18 protein-coding genes are annotated in these 21085 nt (G+C 38.0%); 7 read left to right on the top strand and 11 right to left on the bottom strand.

What is annotated here, in order from left to right:
- Positions 1–57 precede the first annotated feature (57 nt).
- Both KTH84_RS06535 and KTH84_RS06530 read left to right on the top strand, forming a co-directional pair.
- The gene (locus KTH84_RS06535; protein WP_262472556.1) at positions 58–999 is read left to right on the top strand and encodes a hypothetical protein; all 942 of its coding nucleotides are present in this window, start codon (positions 58–60) and stop codon (positions 997–999) included.
- Positions 1000–1032: 33 nt separating this feature from the next.
- Positions 1033–1179: a hypothetical protein gene (locus KTH84_RS06530; protein ID WP_171061988.1), complete on the top strand. Its 147-nt coding sequence runs from the start codon at positions 1033–1035 to the stop codon at positions 1177–1179.
- 59 nt (positions 1180–1238) lie between these two features.
- On the opposite strand, the gene serC is transcribed toward KTH84_RS06530, so the two are convergent.
- Positions 1239–2318 carry a 3-phosphoserine/phosphohydroxythreonine transaminase gene (serC, locus tag KTH84_RS06525; protein WP_042898530.1) on the bottom strand — a complete coding sequence of 360 codons (1080 nt, stop codon included), beginning with the start codon at positions 2316–2318 and terminating at the stop codon, positions 1239–1241.
- A gap of 385 nt (positions 2319–2703) precedes the next feature.
- On the opposite strand from serC, the gene KTH84_RS06520 reads away from it, so the two are divergent.
- The 4 genes from KTH84_RS06520 to KTH84_RS06505 are packed head-to-tail and all read left to right on the top strand — an operon-like array spanning position 2704 to position 7553.
- Entirely contained in the window at positions 2704–4191 is a 1488-nt protein-coding gene (locus KTH84_RS06520; RefSeq protein WP_042898529.1) for a TolC family protein, read from the top strand.
- 12 nt (positions 4192–4203) lie between these two features.
- A complete protein-coding gene (locus KTH84_RS06515) occupies positions 4204–5325 on the top strand; it encodes an HlyD family secretion protein (RefSeq protein WP_262472555.1) in 1122 nt (373 codons plus the stop codon).
- Positions 5326–5328: 3 nt separating this feature from the next.
- Positions 5329–6459 (top strand): ABC transporter permease, encoded by a 1131-nt coding sequence (locus KTH84_RS06510; protein WP_262472554.1) that lies wholly within the window; start codon positions 5329–5331, stop codon positions 6457–6459.
- On the top strand, positions 6456–7553 hold the full coding sequence (locus KTH84_RS06505; RefSeq protein WP_262472553.1) for an ABC transporter permease: 1098 nt from the start codon (positions 6456–6458) through the stop codon (positions 7551–7553). The genes KTH84_RS06510 and KTH84_RS06505 overlap by 4 nt, the downstream gene beginning before the upstream one ends.
- Before the next feature lie 44 nt (positions 7554–7597).
- Here the strand turns inward: KTH84_RS06505 and gyrA are convergent, their stop codons facing one another.
- The 4 genes from gyrA to xerA form a co-directional block, all read right to left on the bottom strand.
- On the bottom strand, positions 7598–10315 hold the full coding sequence (gene gyrA, locus KTH84_RS06500) for a DNA gyrase subunit A (protein ID WP_262472551.1): 2718 nt from the start codon (positions 10313–10315) through the stop codon (positions 7598–7600).
- A gap of 366 nt (positions 10316–10681) precedes the next feature.
- Entirely contained in the window at positions 10682–11614 is a 933-nt protein-coding gene (locus tag KTH84_RS06495; protein ID WP_016137313.1) for an electron transfer flavoprotein subunit alpha/FixB family protein, read from the bottom strand.
- Positions 11615–11631: 17 nt separating this feature from the next.
- Positions 11632–12381, bottom strand: a complete 750-nt coding sequence (locus KTH84_RS06490) for an electron transfer flavoprotein subunit beta/FixA family protein (protein WP_003650176.1) — start codon at positions 12379–12381, stop codon at positions 11632–11634.
- A gap of 461 nt (positions 12382–12842) precedes the next feature.
- Positions 12843–13733 carry a site-specific tyrosine recombinase/integron integrase gene (gene xerA, locus KTH84_RS06485; RefSeq protein WP_262472782.1) on the bottom strand — a complete coding sequence of 297 codons (891 nt, stop codon included), beginning with the start codon at positions 13731–13733 and terminating at the stop codon, positions 12843–12845.
- A 169-nt stretch (positions 13734–13902) separates the two neighbouring features.
- Here xerA and KTH84_RS06480 point away from each other — a divergent pair, with 169 nt between their 5' ends.
- A complete protein-coding gene (locus KTH84_RS06480; RefSeq protein ID WP_262472548.1) occupies positions 13903–14526 on the top strand; it encodes a LysE family translocator in 624 nt (207 codons plus the stop codon).
- Between the two features lie 48 nt (positions 14527–14574).
- Here the strand turns inward: KTH84_RS06480 and KTH84_RS06475 are convergent, their stop codons facing one another.
- The 6 genes from KTH84_RS06475 to KTH84_RS06450 form a co-directional block, all read right to left on the bottom strand.
- On the bottom strand, positions 14575–15180 hold the full coding sequence (locus tag KTH84_RS06475) for an alpha/beta fold hydrolase (RefSeq protein ID WP_262472547.1): 606 nt from the start codon (positions 15178–15180) through the stop codon (positions 14575–14577).
- Positions 15181–15282: 102 nt separating this feature from the next.
- Positions 15283–16128 (bottom strand): diaminopimelate epimerase, encoded by an 846-nt coding sequence (gene dapF / locus KTH84_RS06470; protein ID WP_262472546.1) that lies wholly within the window; start codon positions 16126–16128, stop codon positions 15283–15285.
- Between the two features lie 5 nt (positions 16129–16133).
- Positions 16134–17384, bottom strand: a complete 1251-nt coding sequence (gene lysA / locus KTH84_RS06465) for a diaminopimelate decarboxylase (protein ID WP_262472544.1) — start codon at positions 17382–17384, stop codon at positions 16134–16136.
- Between the two features lie 22 nt (positions 17385–17406).
- Entirely contained in the window at positions 17407–17631 is a 225-nt protein-coding gene (lptM, locus tag KTH84_RS06460; RefSeq protein ID WP_262472542.1) for an LPS translocon maturation chaperone LptM, read from the bottom strand.
- A 139-nt stretch (positions 17632–17770) separates the two neighbouring features.
- Complete coding sequence (locus tag KTH84_RS06455) at positions 17771–19177, bottom strand: amino acid permease (protein WP_262472540.1); 1407 nt, start codon at positions 19175–19177, stop codon at positions 17771–17773.
- Positions 19178–19493: 316 nt separating this feature from the next.
- The gene (locus tag KTH84_RS06450) at positions 19494–20987 is read right to left on the bottom strand and encodes an alanine/glycine:cation symporter family protein (protein ID WP_262472539.1); all 1494 of its coding nucleotides are present in this window, start codon (positions 20985–20987) and stop codon (positions 19494–19496) included.
- Positions 20988–21085 lie beyond the last annotated feature (98 nt).

Genomic DNA, 21085 nt, shown 5'->3' with positions numbered 1-21085 from the left:
TAGCAAACACCCTCGATTTAATATAACAAGTAATGTGAACCCAACAGCATCGTGCTTATGAAAAATCAAAACAGTCCAGAAATTATTAAAGTAAATGACCAAAATTTTGGTAGTCATGGCGAACATTGGAATCTATTGACGTCCCATCCTGAAACAGATGTACCAAAATGGTTAGGACTAGCACTTGATGCGCCTGTAATGCCAATGGGCTTATGTGAACATGAAGAAGACATGGATCAATCTTTTTGGTTGATTCAAGGCCCACAAGACCAAAAAGTTACAATCAACCAGATTATTGCGGTTGAAAATCAGAAACCTAGAGCACTTAAAACAGCCTTTCCAAGTTTTGAAAGTCCATATCAATATAATGCGAAAATTGAACGTATCATTACTTGTGACTCTGCGACGCAAGCAGTTTTAAGTTTAAGACTAAATAAAAATACAACTGTTTATGCATTTGATAATTTATTTAGCGTTAATTATTGTCAATATGACAAAACCCAAGACTATCAAGTCCAATTTAATGCATGGGCTTATGAATTAGAATCTGTTCCAGCCGGTGAAAAAATTGTTGTTGATGACCCAACTTCAATTAAACATCACCGTGCATTAAATGCAATTTTAACTGAACATAATGGTATTGCTCCTGAAAATTTACAGGAGCTCATTAATGAATGGCAACCAAAAACTCCAGAAGATCAAGAACCTGTAACCGTTGATTTTTCAAAAATGGTTGCTTATTTATATGGTGAAAATCTTGGTCAAGAAGATGAAGCATGGTTCCAAGGCAATATCGTTGGCAAAACTTCTATGACATTTATGGAGGCAGAATATACCCTTTATGATGTTACTTTGGTTTTAGAAGATGATCTTCCTGCCATATTAGTGCGTATAGCAACCAAAAATGATTTGTATAAAAACTTTAATATTGGCGAATATATTCGCGGTAATATCTGGATTCAGGCGACTATTTGTGCTAAAAAGGGTGAAACTAATTGAATTTCACTAATATTTTAATAATTAGGTTATTGAATGAAGATTATACCCGAACAAACGACCAGCCTCATTCAATCTAGTAGCCTGCGCATAAAGGTCGATACTGGTGCGTTTTGCTTTTTTGTATTGGGTATGTTTTTAGCAGCTATATTCATGCACCAATTTGGTTTAGTTCCTTTTTAGTTTATAAAATTTATTCAAAAATAAAGCCCTCATTTGAGGGCTTTATTTATTTGATTTACTTAACCATTACGCTTTGCAAAATCATCCATAAAGTTGATTAAAGCCTGTACGCCTTCTAAAGGCACCGCATTATAAATACTTGCACGCATACCACCGACAGAGCGATGTCCAGCTAAGTTTAATAAATGGTTTGCTTCCGCTTCTTTTAAGAATTGTTTTTCTAAAGCTTCATCTGCCAAAGTAAACGGTACATTCATAATTGAACGGTTTGGAATTGCAATCGGGTTATTGTAGAAATCGCTTGAGTCGATATAACCATATATTGACTGAGCTTTTGCAAGGTTAACTTTATGGATAGCATCTACCCCACCCTGCTCTAGTAACCACTCAAATACCAGACCAGACAAGTACCAAGCGTAAGTCGATGGTGTATTCACCATAGAACCATTTTTCGCTTGGTCACCATATTTTAAGATGCTTGGAATTTCTGGTTTAGCTTGATCAAGTAAATCATCACGAATAATGACAATTGTTAAACCAGCAGGACCGATATTTTTTTGTGCACCAGCATAGATTAAACCAAATTTGGTCACATCTAATGGAGCAGATAAAATGCTTGATGAATAGTCACAAACGAGTGGAGCTTTTACATCAGGAATTCCTGCAAACTGTAAGCCACCAATCGTTTCATTATCTGCATAATGTACATAGGCTGCGTTGTCAGATAAATTCCATTCGCTTTGTTCAGAAATTGCGAACTTACCATCTACTTTAATACCAGCTTCTACAACATTAATGTCGCCATAACGTTTTGCTTCTTTTAACGCTTTTTCAGACCAGATGCCCGTATCAATATAATCAGCTTTAGTGTTTTTACCTAAAAGGTTTAAAGGAATCGCAGAAAATTGTAATGACGCTCCGCCTTGTAAAAACAGTACTTTATAGTTTTCTGGAATATTCATTAACTTGCGTAAATCTGCTTCAGCTTTTTCAGCCATAGCAACATAGTCAGCACTACGATGACTCATTTCCATGATGGATAGACCTTTACCATGCCAATCCAACATTTCTTGTTGAGCTTTTTCTAAAACGGCAGTAGGTAATGCAGCAGGACCAGCACAGAAATTGTACGCGCGCATGATTTTTCCCTTGTATAAAGTCAAACACAATAAAAATGGCATTTAACCACAGATTGCTTAAGCTTGCAGCAGCTTCTCAAGTAAATATTTCAATGCTGGGCTGTATTTAGGATCATTTTTTCAATTATTGTTGTATTTATTTCTTTGCTTTTATTTGCGATTTTATCAGTTTAAAACATTTTCATTGAGTAAAGATCAACTTGACTTGTGATTATGATTTCACATACTTTGATATGTAGTACAAAATATGGGCTTTATAATATTTAAGAATTAAAGGGAGCTTAAACTATCTTGTTTTTATACAAATGTATAAGAAACAAGATGATAATTGAATTTAATAACAAGAAATTTAAACTATAAGGGATGCCAGAAATTGTTATTTAAAATGCCAGTACATCGATATAGACAGTCTATTTTTCCCTTTTCATTTAAACCAAAACATCTTGCTTTGGCTTTAGGATTTTTTTGCACAAATCATTTATATGCTCAAAGCATAAGCTATGCTGAAGCAGAGCAGCAAGCTTTGAAAAGTTCATATAGTACTCAAGCCAATCAAGCATTACAGCAAGCATCTCAATTAGAAGCTGAAGCAGTGAAAGGACTCGGATTACCTCGAGTTGATTTAAATGTTAGAGCATATGCCTTTCATAGCGAAACAGACGTCCCCCTCGCCTCTTTTAAACAAAAGCTTGAGAATGATTTAAGTCAGGGATTCAACGATAAACTTTCGCAGTGGAACAATGTCATTCCATCGGATGTGCTTGGACAAGTTCAAGAAGGTGCAAATCAAACTATTCATGATGGTATAAATCGCTTTCCCGACTATGCGAATCTGACTGTAGAAGATCAGGTTGTACGCCCTTCTATTTCGGTCGTTATGCCACTATATACAGGCGGCTTAACCAGTAGTGCAAAAAAAATAGCCAACATTCAAGCACAGCGTTCGGAACTTTCAAGTCAACAACAACAAGATGTACAGCGGTTTGAAGTTGTACAAAGTTATTTTAATGTTCAATTACAACAGCAACTGGTAGCAAGTAGTTTATTCAACTTTAATGCCATGCAAAAACATTACAGCAATGCCCTAAAGCTCGAACAACAAGGGTTTATTAGTAAAGGACAACGCATGCAGTTTGAAGTAGCTCGCAATAATGCGGAACGTACTTTACAAAGTACTCAAGCCAACTTAAATGCCAGTCGCTTTAGCCTTAATAATCTTCTACATCAACAAAATAATGTAGATTTAAGTACCCCATTATTTGTAAATAACACTCCAAGCCACACTCTAGAATCACTTTTAACCAGTTATTCGCAAAAATCCAGTCTTGTACAAAAAATGCAGATGGATACCCAACTGGCTAATGTAAATATTCAAGCTCAACAAGCCGCAAAAAAACCAAGTCTTTTTGCATTTGGTGAATATGCCCTTGATGAAAATGAAAACTGGATTGTAGGTGTAATGGCAAAATACAACCTATTCTCTGGTGTAGATAAAAATAAGAATATCCATGCCGCCGAATTAAAGCGTTATGCCTCTGAACTTATGACTGAACATACTAAACAAGAAATTGAGGCACTTCTGAATAAGTCATATAACGAACTCAACTCTGCTCAGCAAAGCCATCAACTCTTACAAAGAAACGTAAATGCCGCTCAAGAAAACTTACGTATTCAAGAGCTTTCTTTCCGTGAAGGAATGGGTACAGCTACCCAAGTCATTGATGCACAAAATGCTTTAAGTGCTTTAAAAACTGAAATGGCTTTAAATGCCTATAAATATGTCATGTCACTCGCGACTCTATTGCAAAGTCATGGTTCAATTGATCAATTTAAAGCTTATGTCAATCAACCACATACCGACTATATCCGTTAATAGGAGTATAAAATGAATCAAGAATCATCTCATTCAGAACAGGATTCTCTTGCTGCGGATACGGTAGAAACGAATCAATCTCAAAAAAATGATCAAGCGAGTGACACCCCTGAATCAAACATAAATAACGGTGACTCTCAACCACCTAGAAACTCCAAGCTTAAACTGATTATTGGCTTAGTAATTATTGCCCTATTAGGTTTAATTATTTTTGGTTTATGGAAAAGTTATCAGCCAAAGCCTATTGAACTACAAGGTCGGGTTGAAGCCGAAACTATTCACGTGAGTACGAAAGTTCCAAGTCGTATTGAAGAAATTTATGTACAAGAAGGCCAGAAAATTTCCAAAGGCCAGCCACTTGTTCGCTTGGTTAGCCCAGAAATAGAAGCTAAAAAGCAACAAGCCTTGGCAGCTTTACAATCAGCTTTAGCATTTCAATCTACGGTAGACCGCGGTTCTCAACAAGAAAATATCGATACTCTTTATGCCAACTGGCAAAGCACCAAAGCACAAGCAAACCTTGCAAAAACCACTTATCAACGTGGTGAAAATTTATATAAACAAGGTGTAATTTCACGTCAAAGACGAGATGAAATGCTAGCGGCACAAACTTCTGCCCAAGAATTAAGTGAAGCCTCTTATCAACAATATGCACGTGCAAAACGAGGTAGTACGAGTCAGCAAAAATCTACAGCAGATGCACAGGTTGAAATTGCAAAAGCAGCTGTAGGCGAAGCAAAAGCGCTAGAGGAAGAGACACGCTTACTCTCTCCGATTTCGGGTACAGTTTCAAAAACTTATGGTAAGCCTTCTGAGTTAGTGGCTATGGGTGTGCCTGTTGTCAGCATTTTAGAAGATGATGATTTATGGGTAAGTTTAAACGTAGGTGAAAATCAATATGCCTCTGTTTATAAAAATAAAACCCTTGAAGGATTCATTCCAGCACTTAATCAGAATGTGACTTTTAAAATTAAGAATATTGATGCTGAAGGTGAATTTGCCACTATAAAAACTACTCGCCAAACTGGAGGCTATGATATTCGTAGCTTTAAACTTCATCTTGTACCTGAAAAACCAGTGCAAGATTTAAAAGTGGGTATGAGTGTTCTATTTAAAATTAAAGAAGAAAAATAACGCATGTTTGCCAGTATATTACGTGAACTAAACTATCTAAAAAGCAATAAATGGGATTTGTGTATGGTGACACTCATCCCTGGTTTTATCATTTTTTTGTTTAGCAGCATGTTTTACGCAGGTAAAGCTGAGCACTTACCGATTGCGATTATTGATCAAGACCAAAGTGAACTTAGTCGTAATATTGAAAAGTATCTTTCGTTAAATCATACGGTAGATATTAAAACGATTACGGCAAGCTCAACTGAAGCTGAACAATTACTTAACGAAACTAAAATCTGGGGTTATGTTCTCATTCCAGACGGTGCTGAAAAGCGCTTTGTGAAAGCGCAGGATGCACAAATCAGCATTGCTTTTAACCAGTCTTTTTTTAGCGTGGGGAATACGATTTCCTCCGCAATGCTGGTGAGTACACTTAATGCTTTAGCAGACTATGCTGGTCAAAGTTATCTTGCAAATAGTATTCCCTATTTAGATGTACCTACGGCGCATGTAAAAGTATCAACGCTTTACAACCCGAGCATGAGCTATGAGTTTTATTTAGAGCCATTTATGGTTCCTGCCGTATTGCATCTGTTGCTATGCTGCTGTGTTGCTTTTGCAATTGGACAAGAACTTAAACGTGGAACACTCACTCAATGGGTAAATCGAGAAAATTTTATTCAAGGCTTATTGGCTAAAAATTTGCTCTATAGCCTTATTTTTTGTGTATGGACCTGGTTATGGATGTTTTGGCTAGTTGAAATCCGTGGCTGGTTCGTAGCAGGTTCCTTAAGTCTATTGCTGGTCGCACAGTTCCTACTTTATTTTGCCTACGCTTTGATTAGCAGCACAGTCATTCTTGCCACTAAAAATTTAAGTAAAACTTTTGGCTTTATTGCAGTCTATGGTGGTTCATCTTTAAGTTTTGCGGGTGTTACTCTACCTTTAAACAATGCCCCCATTTTTACTAAATTTTGGTCACTCATTATTCCCTATACACCTTATGCCAAACTGCAAACTGAACAATGGGTGATTGGTAGTCCAATTGCTATTTCAATCATTCCATTTTTAATACTACTAAGTTACTGCCTTATTTATTTCTTTTTAAGTTCTCTGCTGCTTAAAAAATTAATTCGGGGAGCAACTCCATGAAAGAGTTTTTAAAGGCTTATGGGCAAACATTTAAAGATATTGTGAGTAATAGCTCGGTTTTCACGACTCTCATTTTATCGGTCATTCTTTATAGCTTTTTTTATCCTACCGCCTATAAAGCTGAGCGTGCAGAATCAATTCCAATTGTGATTGTTGATGAAGAACAAAGCCTATTAACCTCTCAATTAATCGGCCAAAGTACAAATAGCCCGCATGTTCATATTGTTACCGTTACAAGTAATTTTTTACAAGCTGAACAAATGGTTCGTGAACAAAAGGCCGATGGTATTTTACTTTTACCAAGCAACTTAACACAAAGCTTGCGTCGAGGAGAAACAGGTGGAATTGGCTTATATCTGAGCACAACCAACTTTTTAAAAACTAAAGAAATTGGTTTAGGCTTAGCTACATCCATTGAAGCGACCTTAAAAGAATATATTGAAAAATTTGGACAACGTACACATTTCCAACCAGCGCTTTCTATTCATCAAATGCCTCTATTTAACCCGCTTTCAGGCTATGGAAGCTATATCTTTCCAGCTGTTGCATCTCTAATTATTCATCAAACCATTGTGCTAGGTTTAGCGATGCTAATCGCAAGCTACCGTGAACAACACCAAAAAATTACAGGTGTTCGCTTTGCTGGAATTTTTGCAAGTATATTTACGATTGGCTGCTTAGGATGTTTTTATCTTTTTGGCTTTACCTTGTGGTTCAATGATTATCCACACGGTGGAAACTTCACAGGTTTACTAGTCGCCGTTCCTATTTTTATTAGTTGTGTGATTGGATTAGGCATGTTGATTGGTTCACTTTTAGATATGCCAGAACGTGCCGGACATATTATTGTGTTTAGCTCTGTACCTTTATTCTTGTTAACTGGGGCTGCATGGCCACATCAAGCAATGCCTGAATGGTTACAATGGTTTGCGTGGTGTTTACCGTCTACACATGCGGTACAAATGTTTGTACAACTTAATCAGATGGGTGTTCCGTTAGCCACGGTTGTACCAAAATTGATTTTTCTTGCGACAGCTGGATTAATATTAATGTGCTTAGCTTATTATCGACTTGTTAAAAAATCTTCTTCATAAAATAAAAAAGGAAGCTTACGCTTCCTTTTTTATTTAAGTTCTACTTATTCTTCTGACGCATCGTCATTCGTAGAAACTGCTTCTTCACCATCTAATTCTGAAGTATCAACTTCTCCTTCGAGAAACTCTTCTTCATCTTCAACGGCTGCAATTGATACAACACCAACTAAAGTTTCTTTTTCACTTAAACGAATCAGACGAACACCCTGTGCATTACGCCCAGTCATTGCAATTTCTACTGCACGAGTACGAACCAAAGTACCGCCATCAGAAATAAGCAGTAGTTCTTTAGTTTCATCAATAGAAACAGCACCTACAAGCTCACCGTTACGTTCACTGGTCTTAATTGCAATAACGCCTTTACCACCACGTTTTTTAGTAGGGAAGTCATTTACAGGCGTACGCTTACCATAACCATTCGCACTTGCACACAGAACCTCACCTGTTTCAGGCACGACTACAAGTGAAACGATACGACTAACTACATTTAAATCTGTTGAATCTTCATTATCATCTGATGCATCATTTTCAACGACGTCTGCATCTTCTTCAGTTAACATGCTACTTGCAATGCTAACGCGCATACCACGAACGCCTTTAGCTGTACGCCCCATTGCACGTACATCAGTTTCTGCAAAACGGATTGCTTTACCTTCATTTGAGAACAACATGATTTGCTGATTACCATCAGTAATCGCAACACCAATCAAGGTATCCTCTTCATTGAGTTCAATCGCACGTAAACCATTTGAACGAATATTAGCAAACTGTTCCAAATCAACACGTTTTACAGTACCCGAAGCTGTCGCCATAAATACGTAATGGTTTTCAAGGAACTGTGTTAGCGGCAAGATCGCTGTTACTGTTTCATTCGCATCTAAAGGCAACAAGTTCACAATTGGACGACCTTTTGCACCACGTGATGCTTGAGGCACTTCGAACACTCTAAGACGGTATACTTTACCTACGTTAGTAAAGCACAGCACAGTCGCATGGTTTGAAGCTACAATGAGATGTTGAATAAAGTCATCATCTTTCATTGAAGTTGCAGACTTACCACGTCCACCACGGCGCTGAGCCTGATAGTCTGAAAGCGGTTGAGTTTTTGCATAACCTGTTTGTGAAACTGTTAGTACAACTTGTTCTTCCGGAATTAAATCTTCACGGCTGAAATCAATACGAGATTCGATAATGTCAGTACGACGTGCATCGCCATATTGTTGTAAAACTTGCGCTAACTCTTCACGAATTACAGCCATCAACAAATTGAAATCATTAAGGATTGCCGTAAGTTCTGCAATTTGACCTAAAATTTCAGTGTATTCTGCATGTAATTTGTCTTGTTCAAGACCTGTTAAACGATGCAAACGCAATTCTAGAATTGCACCCACTTGCGTTGGAGATAAGCGGTAAATCGTTTCAGATAAGCCAAATGGACGATCTGGGTTCTCACCTTCGATCTCATCTGGACGTACAGAAATTGCACCAGCTTTTTCTAGTAAAGAAACAACGCCACCACCAGCCCACTCACCAGCAAGTAAACGCTCACGCGCTTCAGCCGGGTTAGCAGAAGTTTTAATGGTTTCGATAATTTCATCAATATTGGCTAAGGCAACAGTCAAGCCTTCCAAGATATGACCACGTTCACGTGCTTTACGCAATTCGAACATGGTACGGCGTGTCACTACTTCTTGGCGGTGACGAATAAATGCCGCAATAATATCTTTCAGATTCATCAATTTTGGCTGGCCATTGTCCAAGCAAACCATATTGATGCTGAATGAGTTTTCAAGCTGTGTATTTAAGAACAGGTTATTGACAACGATCTCAGCATTTTCACCACGCTTTAAATCAATCGCAATACGCATACCGTCTTTATCAGACTCATCACGAAGTTCTGAAATACCTTCAAGTTTTTTCTCTTTAACCAACTCGGCAATACGTTCAATCACTCTTGCTTTATTGACTTGATATGGAATTTCGGTAAAGACGATCGTTGTACGTCCCGTCTTTTCATCTTCTTCGAAATGGTACTTACCACGAATATGTAGTCGGCCTTTACCTGTACGGTAAGCATCAACAATACCTGATTTACCGTAAATAATACCGCCTGTAGGAAAATCAGGACCAGTAATATATTCCATCAATCCTTCAATCGAGATATTTGGATTGTCAGCATAGGCTAAACATGCATTCACAACTTCTGTCATGTTGTGTGGTGCCATGTTGGTTGCCATACCAACAGCAATACCAGCAGCACCATTAATTAACAAGTTTGGAACACGTGTCGGAACCACCTGAGGAATACGCTCAGATCCGTCGTAGTTATCTTCCCAGTCAACAGTGTCTTTTTCTAGATCTGCAAGAAGTTCGTGCGCCAGTCTCGTCATACGGACTTCGGTATAACGCATTGCAGCTGCGCTATCACCATCAATCGAACCGAAGTTACCCTGACCATCTACCAATAAATAACGTAAGCTAAAGTCTTGAGCCATACGTACAATGGTTTCATAAACAGCTGAGTCACCATGAGGGTGATATTTACCGATTACGTCCCCAACAACACGTGCAGATTTCTTGTAGGCTTTGTTATAGTCATTGCCCAATTCGTGCATGGCAAATAGCACACGACGGTGAACAGGTTTTAGACCGTCTCTCACATCCGGCAATGCACGAGATACGATTACACTCATTGCGTAATCTAAATATGAATGCTTGAGTTCATCCTCAATGGCAATCGGTCGGATTTCCGATACGCTCATGCATACTCCTTCTTACAGATAGAAATTTCCATCTGCTTATATGTCTTGATCTTGCAAAAAATTTAGTTCCGAAAACTGAACTAAAGTCGAAAAAAATATAGCTGTATACTATAGCACAAAAGCGCTTTGGAATGTACTGAATCTACAGGGTCAATCTGGTGATATTTGTATAATTTAATTGCATATTATTCTTATCATATCGCTGTAATGAGCATAGGTTCACCTTATTAAAACTATGTGATTTTTATTCTATAAAAATCAAACCTAAAATGAGATAACAAATCCAATTTAGTCTTCAACATCCATCTCTACAATAAAAAAACCCTTAGTAAAAACTAAGGGTTTTTTGACTTTAACCAGTAAGGATTAAAGTTTAGATACCAACTCTGGTACTACAGTGTTCAAATCACCAACTAACCAGTAGTCAGCAACACTGTTGATTGGCGCTTCTTCGTCTTTGTTGATTGCAACAATAACTTTAGAATCTTTCATACCAGCTAAATGCTGGATCGCACCAGAAATACCTACAGCAACATAAAGGTCAGGTGCAACGATCTTACCAGTTTGTCCAACCTGGAAGTCGTTAGGTACAAAGCCTGCATCAACTGCCGCACGTGAAGCACCTTGTGCTGCACCAAGCTTGTCAGCTAATGGGTCAAGTACTTTATGATAGTTCTCACCAGAACCTACACCACGACCACCAGAAACAACAATGCGAGCAGCTGTCAATTCAGGACGGTCAAGTTTCACGATTTCTTCAGATACAAAATTAGAAATACCTGCATCTTTCGCTTCACTTACTGCTTCAACCGCAGCAGAACCACCTTCAGCAGCTACTGGATCAAATGCTGTACCACGAACTGTACCAACAATGATTGCTTCGTCAGATTGAACAGTCGCAATTGCGTTACCTGCGTAGATCGGACGCTTGAATGTATTCGCAGATTCAACAGAAATAATGTCTGTGATCATGCTTACATCAAGAAGAGCAGCAACACGTGGAAGAATGTTCTTACCAGTTGTTGTAGAAGCAGCTAATACGTATTTGTAACCTTTAGCCAAATCAGCAACTAAAGCAGCTACGTTTTCAGCTAACTGGTTTGCATAAGCTGCGTTGTCAGCAAGTAAAACCTTGCTTACACCAGCAACTTTAGCAGCAGCATCAGCAACTGCCTGAGCACCAGAACCAGCAACTAATACAGTAATATCACCACCGATTTTTTGTGCTGCAGCAACAACGTTTAAAGTAGCACCGTTAAGTACTTGGTTGTTGTGATCAGCGATAACTAAAATACTCATGATTTTATCCTTCCGTATTAGATCACTTTCGCTTCATTTTTCAATTTTTCAACAAGCTCATCTACAGATTTCACTTGTACGCCAGCTTTACGTTCTGCTGGAGCTTCAACTTTAACAGTTTTAAGCTTAGTACCAGCTGTAACGCCATAATCAGCAGGAGATTTAGTATCAAGTGGCTTCTTACGAGCTTTCATGATGTTAGGCAAAGCTGCATAACGTGGCTCATTCAAACGCAAATCAGTTGTAATGATTGCTGGAAGTGCCAGTTCAACAGTTTGTAAACCACCATCAACTTCACGAGTTACTTGTACTTTGCCGCCATCAACTTTCACTTCAGAAGCGAATGTACCTTGGCCCGCACCTAATAATGCGCCAAGCATTTGACCTACTTGATTAGAGTCATCATCAATTGCTTGTTTACCAAGAAGGATAAGTTCTGGTTTTTCAGCATCAACAACACCTTTTAAAATTTTAGCAACTTCTAAAGCGCCAATTTCATCAGTGGTTTCAACCAAAATACCGCGGTCTGCACCCAAAGCCATTGCAGAACGGATTTGTTCTTGAGCTTCTTTAGGACCAACAGAAACAACAACGATTTCTGATACTGTTCCTTTTTCTTTTAAGCGAACCGCTTCTTCTACTGCGATTTCACAAAATGGGTTAATTGACATTTTAACGTTAGTAAGGTCAACCCCACTATTGTCCGGCTTAACACGAACTTTGACGTTGGCATCAACCACGCGTTTTACAGCAACAAGAGCCTTCATGTAATCCTCGGCTGTTCTAGCAAAAGTAAATGTTGAGAAAAGTATATTAACTCTTCAATTAAAATTTTTTAGGTACCCTATCTTGCAATGTGTTTGGCATTTCGGTCAAGTCACAATTTTCCAGAACAGCACAAAAAAGATGAAACCATCAGTTCATAAAAAAAATATTATGCCTTATTAGGTGCTATTTCATTCTTTTTACACTCTATTTTATGTATTGATTTTTATTATCTTTTTATTTTATTTAGCTTATTAGCCAGAAACATAAGATCGCCTTTAAATAATCGAGATTAGATGTTTTTGACTCAGGGGTACCGACAAAATATCCAAAGATCAAAATGGTCAATTTGACTATTTTCCCTATTTCTTTTAAACAAATTTCTAAAAAAATACAAATGATGTCTACATTCGTATAAGACTTGCCATTTTAATCAACTTTATTATTAAGATAGTTTTTAAATCTATTCATTCTTTTGCGCTCTCGGATGAGCTCGATCATAGACTTGCGCCAAATGATCAAAATCAATATGTGTATAAATTTGTGTGGTGGACAAATTACTATGACCTAACATTTCTTGTACCGATCGCAAATCACCACTACTTGATAACATATGACTAGCAAAACAATGTCTTAATAAATGAGGATGTAAATCTACATTCACGCCGGCCCTTTGCGCTTGCAGCTTTACACGTTTTTCAATTTGTCGCGGAGTTAACACGCCACCTCTTTGAGAAATAAAAACAAAAGCATTTTGATCAAAATGGCCTTTCCATATTTTGTAAATTTTTAGCCAATTCAATAGGCTTTCTTTCGCCTTTTTCCCGAACGGTACAATACGGGTTTTATTTCCTTTACCCGTAATACGTACCAGTTGCCTATTAAAATCTATATCTTTAATTGTTAATCCCTGCAACTCTGCCAGACGCAAACCACTTGAGTAAAGTAACTCCAACATAGCTTTATCACGTAACCACAGTTGCTGATCAATCGGTTTTTCAGGCATAGGTTGATCTAAAATTTGATTAACTGTTTCTATGTCGATCATACCGGGCAAAGGTCTAGGCTGACGTTTTAGCTTAAAATCATCAGTCGGGTTAATTTCTAAATATTTTCCTTGTTCAGCCCATTTCATGAACTGGCGAATTGAGGTGAGATGGCGCTGCATACTGCTTGAACTTAACTGGTCCCGCTCAACACGCTGGGCCAAATATTCACGTAAATCTGAAGCTTCGACATTTCTTAAATCAATTTGTTTGAGATCACAGAACTCAAGAAAGCTTTTAACATCTCTTTCATAAGCAGTAAGCGTATGTTCAGATTGGTTCTGAATTTTTCTTTCTTTTAACCACATTGAGAGCAGTTGTAATGCAAAATCCAAATTGCTCTCCATTTATTTGCTCATTTTATTTTTTCAGTGTACCAAAAAGTAGTTGTTCAGAAAAATTGAATAGCCACAGCACAACAATTAATCGACTTATATATTACACTTTACCTCAAGTATTTGTCGGAACCTTGCTGCCATGACTACCTTACTCTTTCCTTACTTAATTGCGATTACACTACTTACCCTTACACCTGGTCTGGATACAACGTTAATTATTCGTACCGCCACACTCGAAGGCAAATCTAAAGCATTCCAAGCGGCAGTAGGTATTAGTCTTGGCTGTATTGCATGGGGAATTGTGGTTGCTTGTGGTCTGGGGGCTTTGCTCATGGCTTCTGATTTAGCTTTTAATATATTGAAATGGATGGGAGCTGCTTATTTAGCTTGGCTGGGTTTGAATATGATTTTAAAACCACGTACTCAACTTGCAGAAATACAAAATAATAATTCAAACACTTCAGCTTCACAGAACTGGTTCATTAAAGGTTTCTTAGGTAACTTACTTAATCCGAAAGTCGGTATTTTTTATATTTCATTTCTTCCACAATTTATTCCACCACAAGCATCGGCTGTTACTTGGGTCATGGGGCTTGTGATGATTCATGTGGTAATTGGAATGTTATGGTCAACTCTATTAATTTTGGCCATGCAACCACTGTCACGTTATCTAAAGCAACCTAAATTTGTGAAATATATGGACCGTATTACAGGCAGTATTTTTGTGTTGTTTGCTTTGAAATTGGCTTTGAGCAAAAAATAAATCTAAAAAGCGTGCTGAAATCTAGCACGCTAAATAAGACTTAAAAACTTAGATTAGGTTTTTTAAGTAGGTTTCTATTTGGACTGCAACTTCATCGGCATGTTTTTCTGCTAATTGATGGTCCCCACCTTTAACAACATATAACGTCGAATTTTCAAACTTTCGATTTAAATATTGCCCCACCTGAACGGGGCTCACTGGATCGTTATCGCCCCAGATTAATAAAGTTTCAATGTTTATATCTGATAAAAACTCTTCGTAGTTAGCATTGGTAGTAATAAACCAATCTGGATATTTAAAAAAGGCTTGGCGATATGCTTCACGCCAATCTTGAACATTAAAGCGTTCAAGGTTGATTCCACCTGAAGTTGCAATCAAAACCAGCCCTTTCACCAGCTGAGGTTTTTGCAACGCTGCAGCAACAGCAAAAATTCCTCCCATAGATTGCGCAATAATTACAGATTCTTCATTAATTTGATCAACTACATAATGTGTTAGGTCTTCAAAACTTTTGACCTCAAAGGATTCTGGTGTATCTCCAAAACCGGGGTAACCAATAATTTTTGTCTGGTAATGCTGAGGTAATTTTTCAATTAAGGGATGCCAAAATGTCGTACTGCCTGATGCGCCAGGTAAGAAAATTAAATTATTCATATTTCTTATAAAGTAGTTAAATCAAATATTATTGTACATATAAAAGAAAGCCTCTTTTATCAGTTTAGCTGATGAAAAGAGGCTTCTATTTAGGTAACGCTATTAGCCTTGGAAATAACGTAAATCCAAACGCCCATCATACACATGGGTTGTTGGACCAGTCATCCAGACCACATCGCCTTCTTGCCATTCAATTTGTAACTTACCGCCAGCAAGCTCAACTTCCACTGAGTTGGCAAGTAAACCACGGCGCATACCACTTATCGCAGCAGCGCAAGCACCTGTACCGCATGCAAGTGTTTCACCTACACCACGTTCAAATACACGAAGGCGCACATGGTTTTCATCAATTACTTGCATAAATCCTGCGTTAACACGTTCAGGAAAACGTTTATGTGATTCAACTTGTGGACCAATACCCGCGACATCTGCTGTGAGTACATCAGGAACAATCGTTACGGCGTGAGGATTGCCCATATTGACCACATCAATACTAATGTTTTGGTCGTTTGCTAACCCAAGTGTATATAAAGCTTCTGGCTGTTCAGCAACAAATGGAATTTCGTTCGGCAAGAATTTTGGGTAACCCATATTCACGCGTACCCAACCATTTTGCCCAAGCTCTGGCTTCACAATACCGGCTTTGGTTTGAACAGTAATATTGGTTTTGCTCGTTAAATGACGTTCATGTACAAAACGAGCAAAACAACGGACACCGTTACCACACTGTTCAACTTCAGAACCATCAGCATTAAAAATACGATATTTAAAATCTGCTTCTGGTAAATCTGGTGGTTCAACAATTAGAAGTTGGTCAAAACCAATACCAAAATGACGGTCAGCTAAGCGTTGAATTGTTTCTGTATCTAAATAAGCACGTTGGCTGATCAGATCAACCACCATAAAGTCATTGCCTAAGCCATGCATTTTAGTAAATTCTAATAACATCTCATTTACTCCTCTGGCAATAAACGTTCTTTTTCCCAAAGGGATTCAACTGTTTCACGTTCACGAATCAAATGAGCTTTATCACCTGACACCATCACTTCAGCGGCACGTCCACGTGTGTTGTAATTTGAACTCATTACAAAACCATAAGCACCAGCACCGAGTACAGCTAACAAGTCGTTTTCTTTTAAAGCCAATGAACGATCTTTACCAATAAAGTCACCTGTCTCACAGATTGCACCAACAAGATCCCAAGTTTTTTCTTCAGTATCTGAACTTGGCGCCACAGGCTGGATATCCATCCATGCTTCATATAATGCAGGACGAATCAAATCGTTCATTGCAGCATCAATAATGGCAAAGTTACGATGGCTCGTTGGTTTAAGCAAATCAACTTTTGTTAAAAGCACACCAGCATTTGCGCTAATGCTACGGCCCGGCTCCATATAAACTTTGAGACCTAACTTTTCTAAAGCAGGTTTCATTGAGTTGGCATATTCTTCAACACTTGGTGGTGTTTCATCTTTATAACAAACACCTAAACCGCCACCAATATCAATATGTTTAAGATTGATACCAAGTTTTTTCAATTCATCGATCATCACCATGACACGGTCTAAAGCATCAACAAATGGCTTAGTCTCGGTTAATTGCGAACCGATGTGGCAGTCAATCCCAATAATTTCAAGGTTTGGTAAAGACGCTGCATATTGATAGGTTTCATAAACGGTATCACTTGGAATACCAAATTTATTTTCTTTAAGACCTGTTGAAATATAAGGATGTGTTTTTGCATCTACATCAGGATTTACACGTAAAGAAATCGGAGCTTTCTTACCCAAACGAGCCGCAACTTTTTGAAGCCGATCTAGTTCTGCATAAGACTCTACATTAAAGCAGGCAATACCCACATTTAATGAAGTTTCAATATCAACTTCTGTTTTACCTAAACCCGAAAAGACAACTTTAGATGCATCTCCGCCAGCTTTGAGAACACGTGCAAGCTCACCACCAGATACAATGTCAAAACCCGCACCCAGTTTTGCCAATACATTAAGAACAGCTAAATTTGAGTTAGATTTCACCGCAAAACAGATTTGATGATCAATAAAGTTAAAGGCACGGTCCATATCTAAATAATGTTTTTCAAAAGCTGTTTTTGAATAAACATACAACGGTGTGCCAAATTGCTGCGCAAGCTGCTCGAGAGAACATTGCTCTGCATGCAATACTCCATTAATGCGGGTGAAACTCATGAAGGTGTCCTTATTTCAAAGCTTAAGGTGATGTTGTTTGGGTTGGAGCTGATGATGATTCAACTGGTTGTTCAGCTTCATCTTGTTTTTGCACAGCTTGTTTCGATTCGTTATTACGATAGAGCAAGTATTTTGCACGTTTGTCATAATTTGGATCAGAAGGTAATTGCAATACTCCTGACTGACCACAAGCGGTAAGCACAATACTGCTGCTCAATAAACTGATGAGGCAAATGGCACGACGCATCTGAGCACCTGATTTAAACAATTCGGTGCAGTATACCGTGATCAGGCAAACGGCTAAAGAGTAAACTTACCAGGAAAAACAATATCGATAAAAAAACGCCAGCTTTTTAGCCAGCGTTTGATTAGTACCAAGAAAAAACTTATTTTTTATGGCGCGGTTTATAGAAAAAGTAGTAACCAATAATCAGGATCACAAACCAGATCGGGCTAATTTTAAGTGCTCTGGCAGTATCTGCTTCTAAAGACAACACGTAAATCATGCCAATGAAAAAAATAATCGTGATCCAGCATGTAAATAAACCACCCGGCAATTTAAATGTTGATTTAGCATGTAACTCAGGGCGTGTAGTGTAATAACGGATATAACTCCAGATAATGAGTAACCACACACAAATAAAAAAAATAGTTGAGAGTGTCGTCGCAAGCGTAAAGGCTTCAACAGTATTTGGTACAAAATACTGTAATGCTGCACCTAACAATAAACATGCTGCAGAGAAATACAATGCATTTGCTGGGACTGCACGTTTGTTAAGTTTACCAAAAGCTTTTGGTCCCTGATCTTCACGCGATAGACCAAATAACATACGGCTGGTTGAGAATACACCACTGTTCATTGATGACATTACAGATGACAACACGACTAAGTTCATCAAGATTGCCGCTGCAGCAATACCTGCCTGACTAAACAAGTTCACAAATGGACTGATGCTTGGATCAATTCTGTTCCATGGTGTTACTGACATGACGATCAATAGTGCCAACACATAGAAAATAATGATACGGATTGGAATTGAATTAATTGCTTTTGGCAAATTACGTGCTGGGTCTTTAGTTTCAGCAGCCGTTGTTCCAACAAGCTCGACACCAACGAAAGCAAAAATCGCAATCTGGAAGCCTGCTAAGAAACCATTCACACCAGTTGGGAAGAAACCACCGTTAGCCCAAAGATGAGTAAATGAAGCAACTTCACCTGTAGTAGAGGTAAAACCAGTAAAGATCATCCATAAACCCACAGCAATTAAAATGACAATTGCAAGGATCTTAACGAGAGCAAACCAGAACTCTAACTCACCAAATAGACGTACTGTTAACAGGTTTAAACCCATAATAAAGACAATAGCCGCAACACTAATCATTGCTCCTTCGAAAGGCGAAAAAGGCAGACCATTATTAAAGAATTGTAAGTAATAGATAATCGCGGAAAGGTCAGCAATACCAATCGTGATCCAACATAACCAGTAAGTCCACCCTACAAAATAACCTGCCCATGGGCCAATTAAATCTGTTGTAAAGTCGATAAATGATTTATAGGCCAAATTTGAAAGGAGTAGTTCACCAAGCGCACGCATGACAAAAAACACCATTAAACCAATAATCAGATAAATAAATAAGATAGATGGACCAGCAAGGCTAATGGTTTTACCTGATCCCATAAATAATCCAGTACCAATTGCACCGCCGATCGCAATAAGCTGTAAATGCCGATTGGAAAGGCTACGATGGAGTTCACCTTGTTCATGAGGTTCACTCAAATTTTGATTCGACATCTTATGAATACACTCCAGTAATTTTTTTAGTCCGTTAGCCAAAATCAAATCAAAAAGTTGATATCGCACCATTTGCAGGTATCTTTTAAATGTATATTTTTTGACAACTTTTCAGCTAACCAATTTTTGTCTGTATTGCCGATGATTTCAAGCTACATACAATTATGGCCGATAATACGCACAAGCTCATTTCAAAACAACGCACTTTTAAGTCAACTTTTGTCTGACAAGTTCATTCTTTCATACAAATAAAAAAGGTAGTCCTAAGACTACCCTTCCGGAATTTAATAACTAAATAAACTAAATTTCTGAAATTCTATTTTTGTTTATTTTTCAATTTTTCTTCCCAGAATGTCGCATTTTTTATTCCTAATTTAATAGGATCAAATGTATATTCTGTTACTCCAGCTTTTTGCTGTGCCTCATAATCCTTCAATGCTTTAATAGTAGGTTTCCATATAAAATAAGTCACAATAATACCAACGATGTTGATCCATGCCATTAAACCTACACCAATGTCACCAATACCCCATATATAACCAGTTGCACTAAGCACACCATAAGATACCGATAAAATAATAAAGCACTTAACCACAAATAATAGTGATGGAGATTTTGTAATATAGCTTAGATAAGTAATGTTAGTTTCCGCGATGTAGTAGTAAGCAACAATTGTTGTGAAAGCAAAAAAGAAAACAGCTAAAGCCACAAAAATTTGGCCAAAATTACCAAACATTGTACTAACAGCCATTTGGGTGAATGCAGGAGAACCAATTTCAACTGTAGCTCCCACGTTTTGTACAATAAATTGACCTGCTTCTAAGGTACCTTGTACATTATACATCCCTGTGATTAAAATCATGAACGCTGTAGCGGAACAGACAAATAAAGTATCCACATAAATTGAAAATGCTTGAACAAATCCTTGTTGAGCCGGATGCTGAACTTCAGCCGCAGCCGCTGCGTGAGGACCTGTTCCTTGACCTGCTTCATTTGAATAAACACCACGTTTTACTCCCCAACCAATCGCCGCACCAAGACCAGCCATAGGAGAAAAAGCATCTTCAAAAATTAATTTAATTACGCCAGGTAACTCTTGAATATTAGCAATCACAATAACGACAGCCATTAAAATGTATCCTGCTGCCATAAAAGGAACAACAAATTCAGCAAAACGTGCGATCCGCTTGATTCCTCCAAAAATAATAATGGCAAGCAAACTTACAATTACAGCAAGGGCAACAAATTTAAATAATCCAATATCTCCAAAAACAATTGTGCCTTCACCTGTAATCTGGGTAAAAGCTTTACCTACAGCATTTGCTTGGATACCTGGTAAAAACAAACCACAAGAAATAATCGCAGCAATAGCAAACACGATTCCTAACCAGCGTTGTCCTAACCCCCTATCAAAATAAAAAGCTGGACCGCCACGGTATTGCCCTTGATATTCAACCTTATAGATTTGGCCTAATGTCGATTCAACATATGCAGTACTTGCTCCTAGAAATGCCACTAGCCACATCCAAAAGACAGCACCAGGACCACCAAAACCAATTGCTGCCGCGACACCTGCAATGTTACCAACACCTACTCGGCCAGATAATGAAACTGCAAGCGCCTGAAAAGATGAAATCCCCTGTTCTGAAGAAGTTCCTTTTATTAATAACCTTACCATTTCTTTCATTTGGCGTACTTGAACGAATCTAGTCAAAATAGAAAAAAATAAACCAGCGCCTAAGCACAAGTAAATCAGTCCTTTACTCCAGATTATGCTATTTACCCAATCAACAATTTCTGCTGCACTCATAGATATCAACCTTTTGTATTTTTAAAATACAATACTCATATTATTTTGTTCGTTTTTTACTTCAGCAATATCCATGCCATCTCTATAATAAACAGGTA

This window comes from Acinetobacter sp. WU_MDCI_Abxb74, from assembly GCF_025513915.1.
GTDB lineage: Bacteria > Pseudomonadota > Gammaproteobacteria > Pseudomonadales > Moraxellaceae > Acinetobacter > Acinetobacter calcoaceticus_C.
This window is presented reverse-complemented; position numbering and strand designations above follow the sequence as displayed.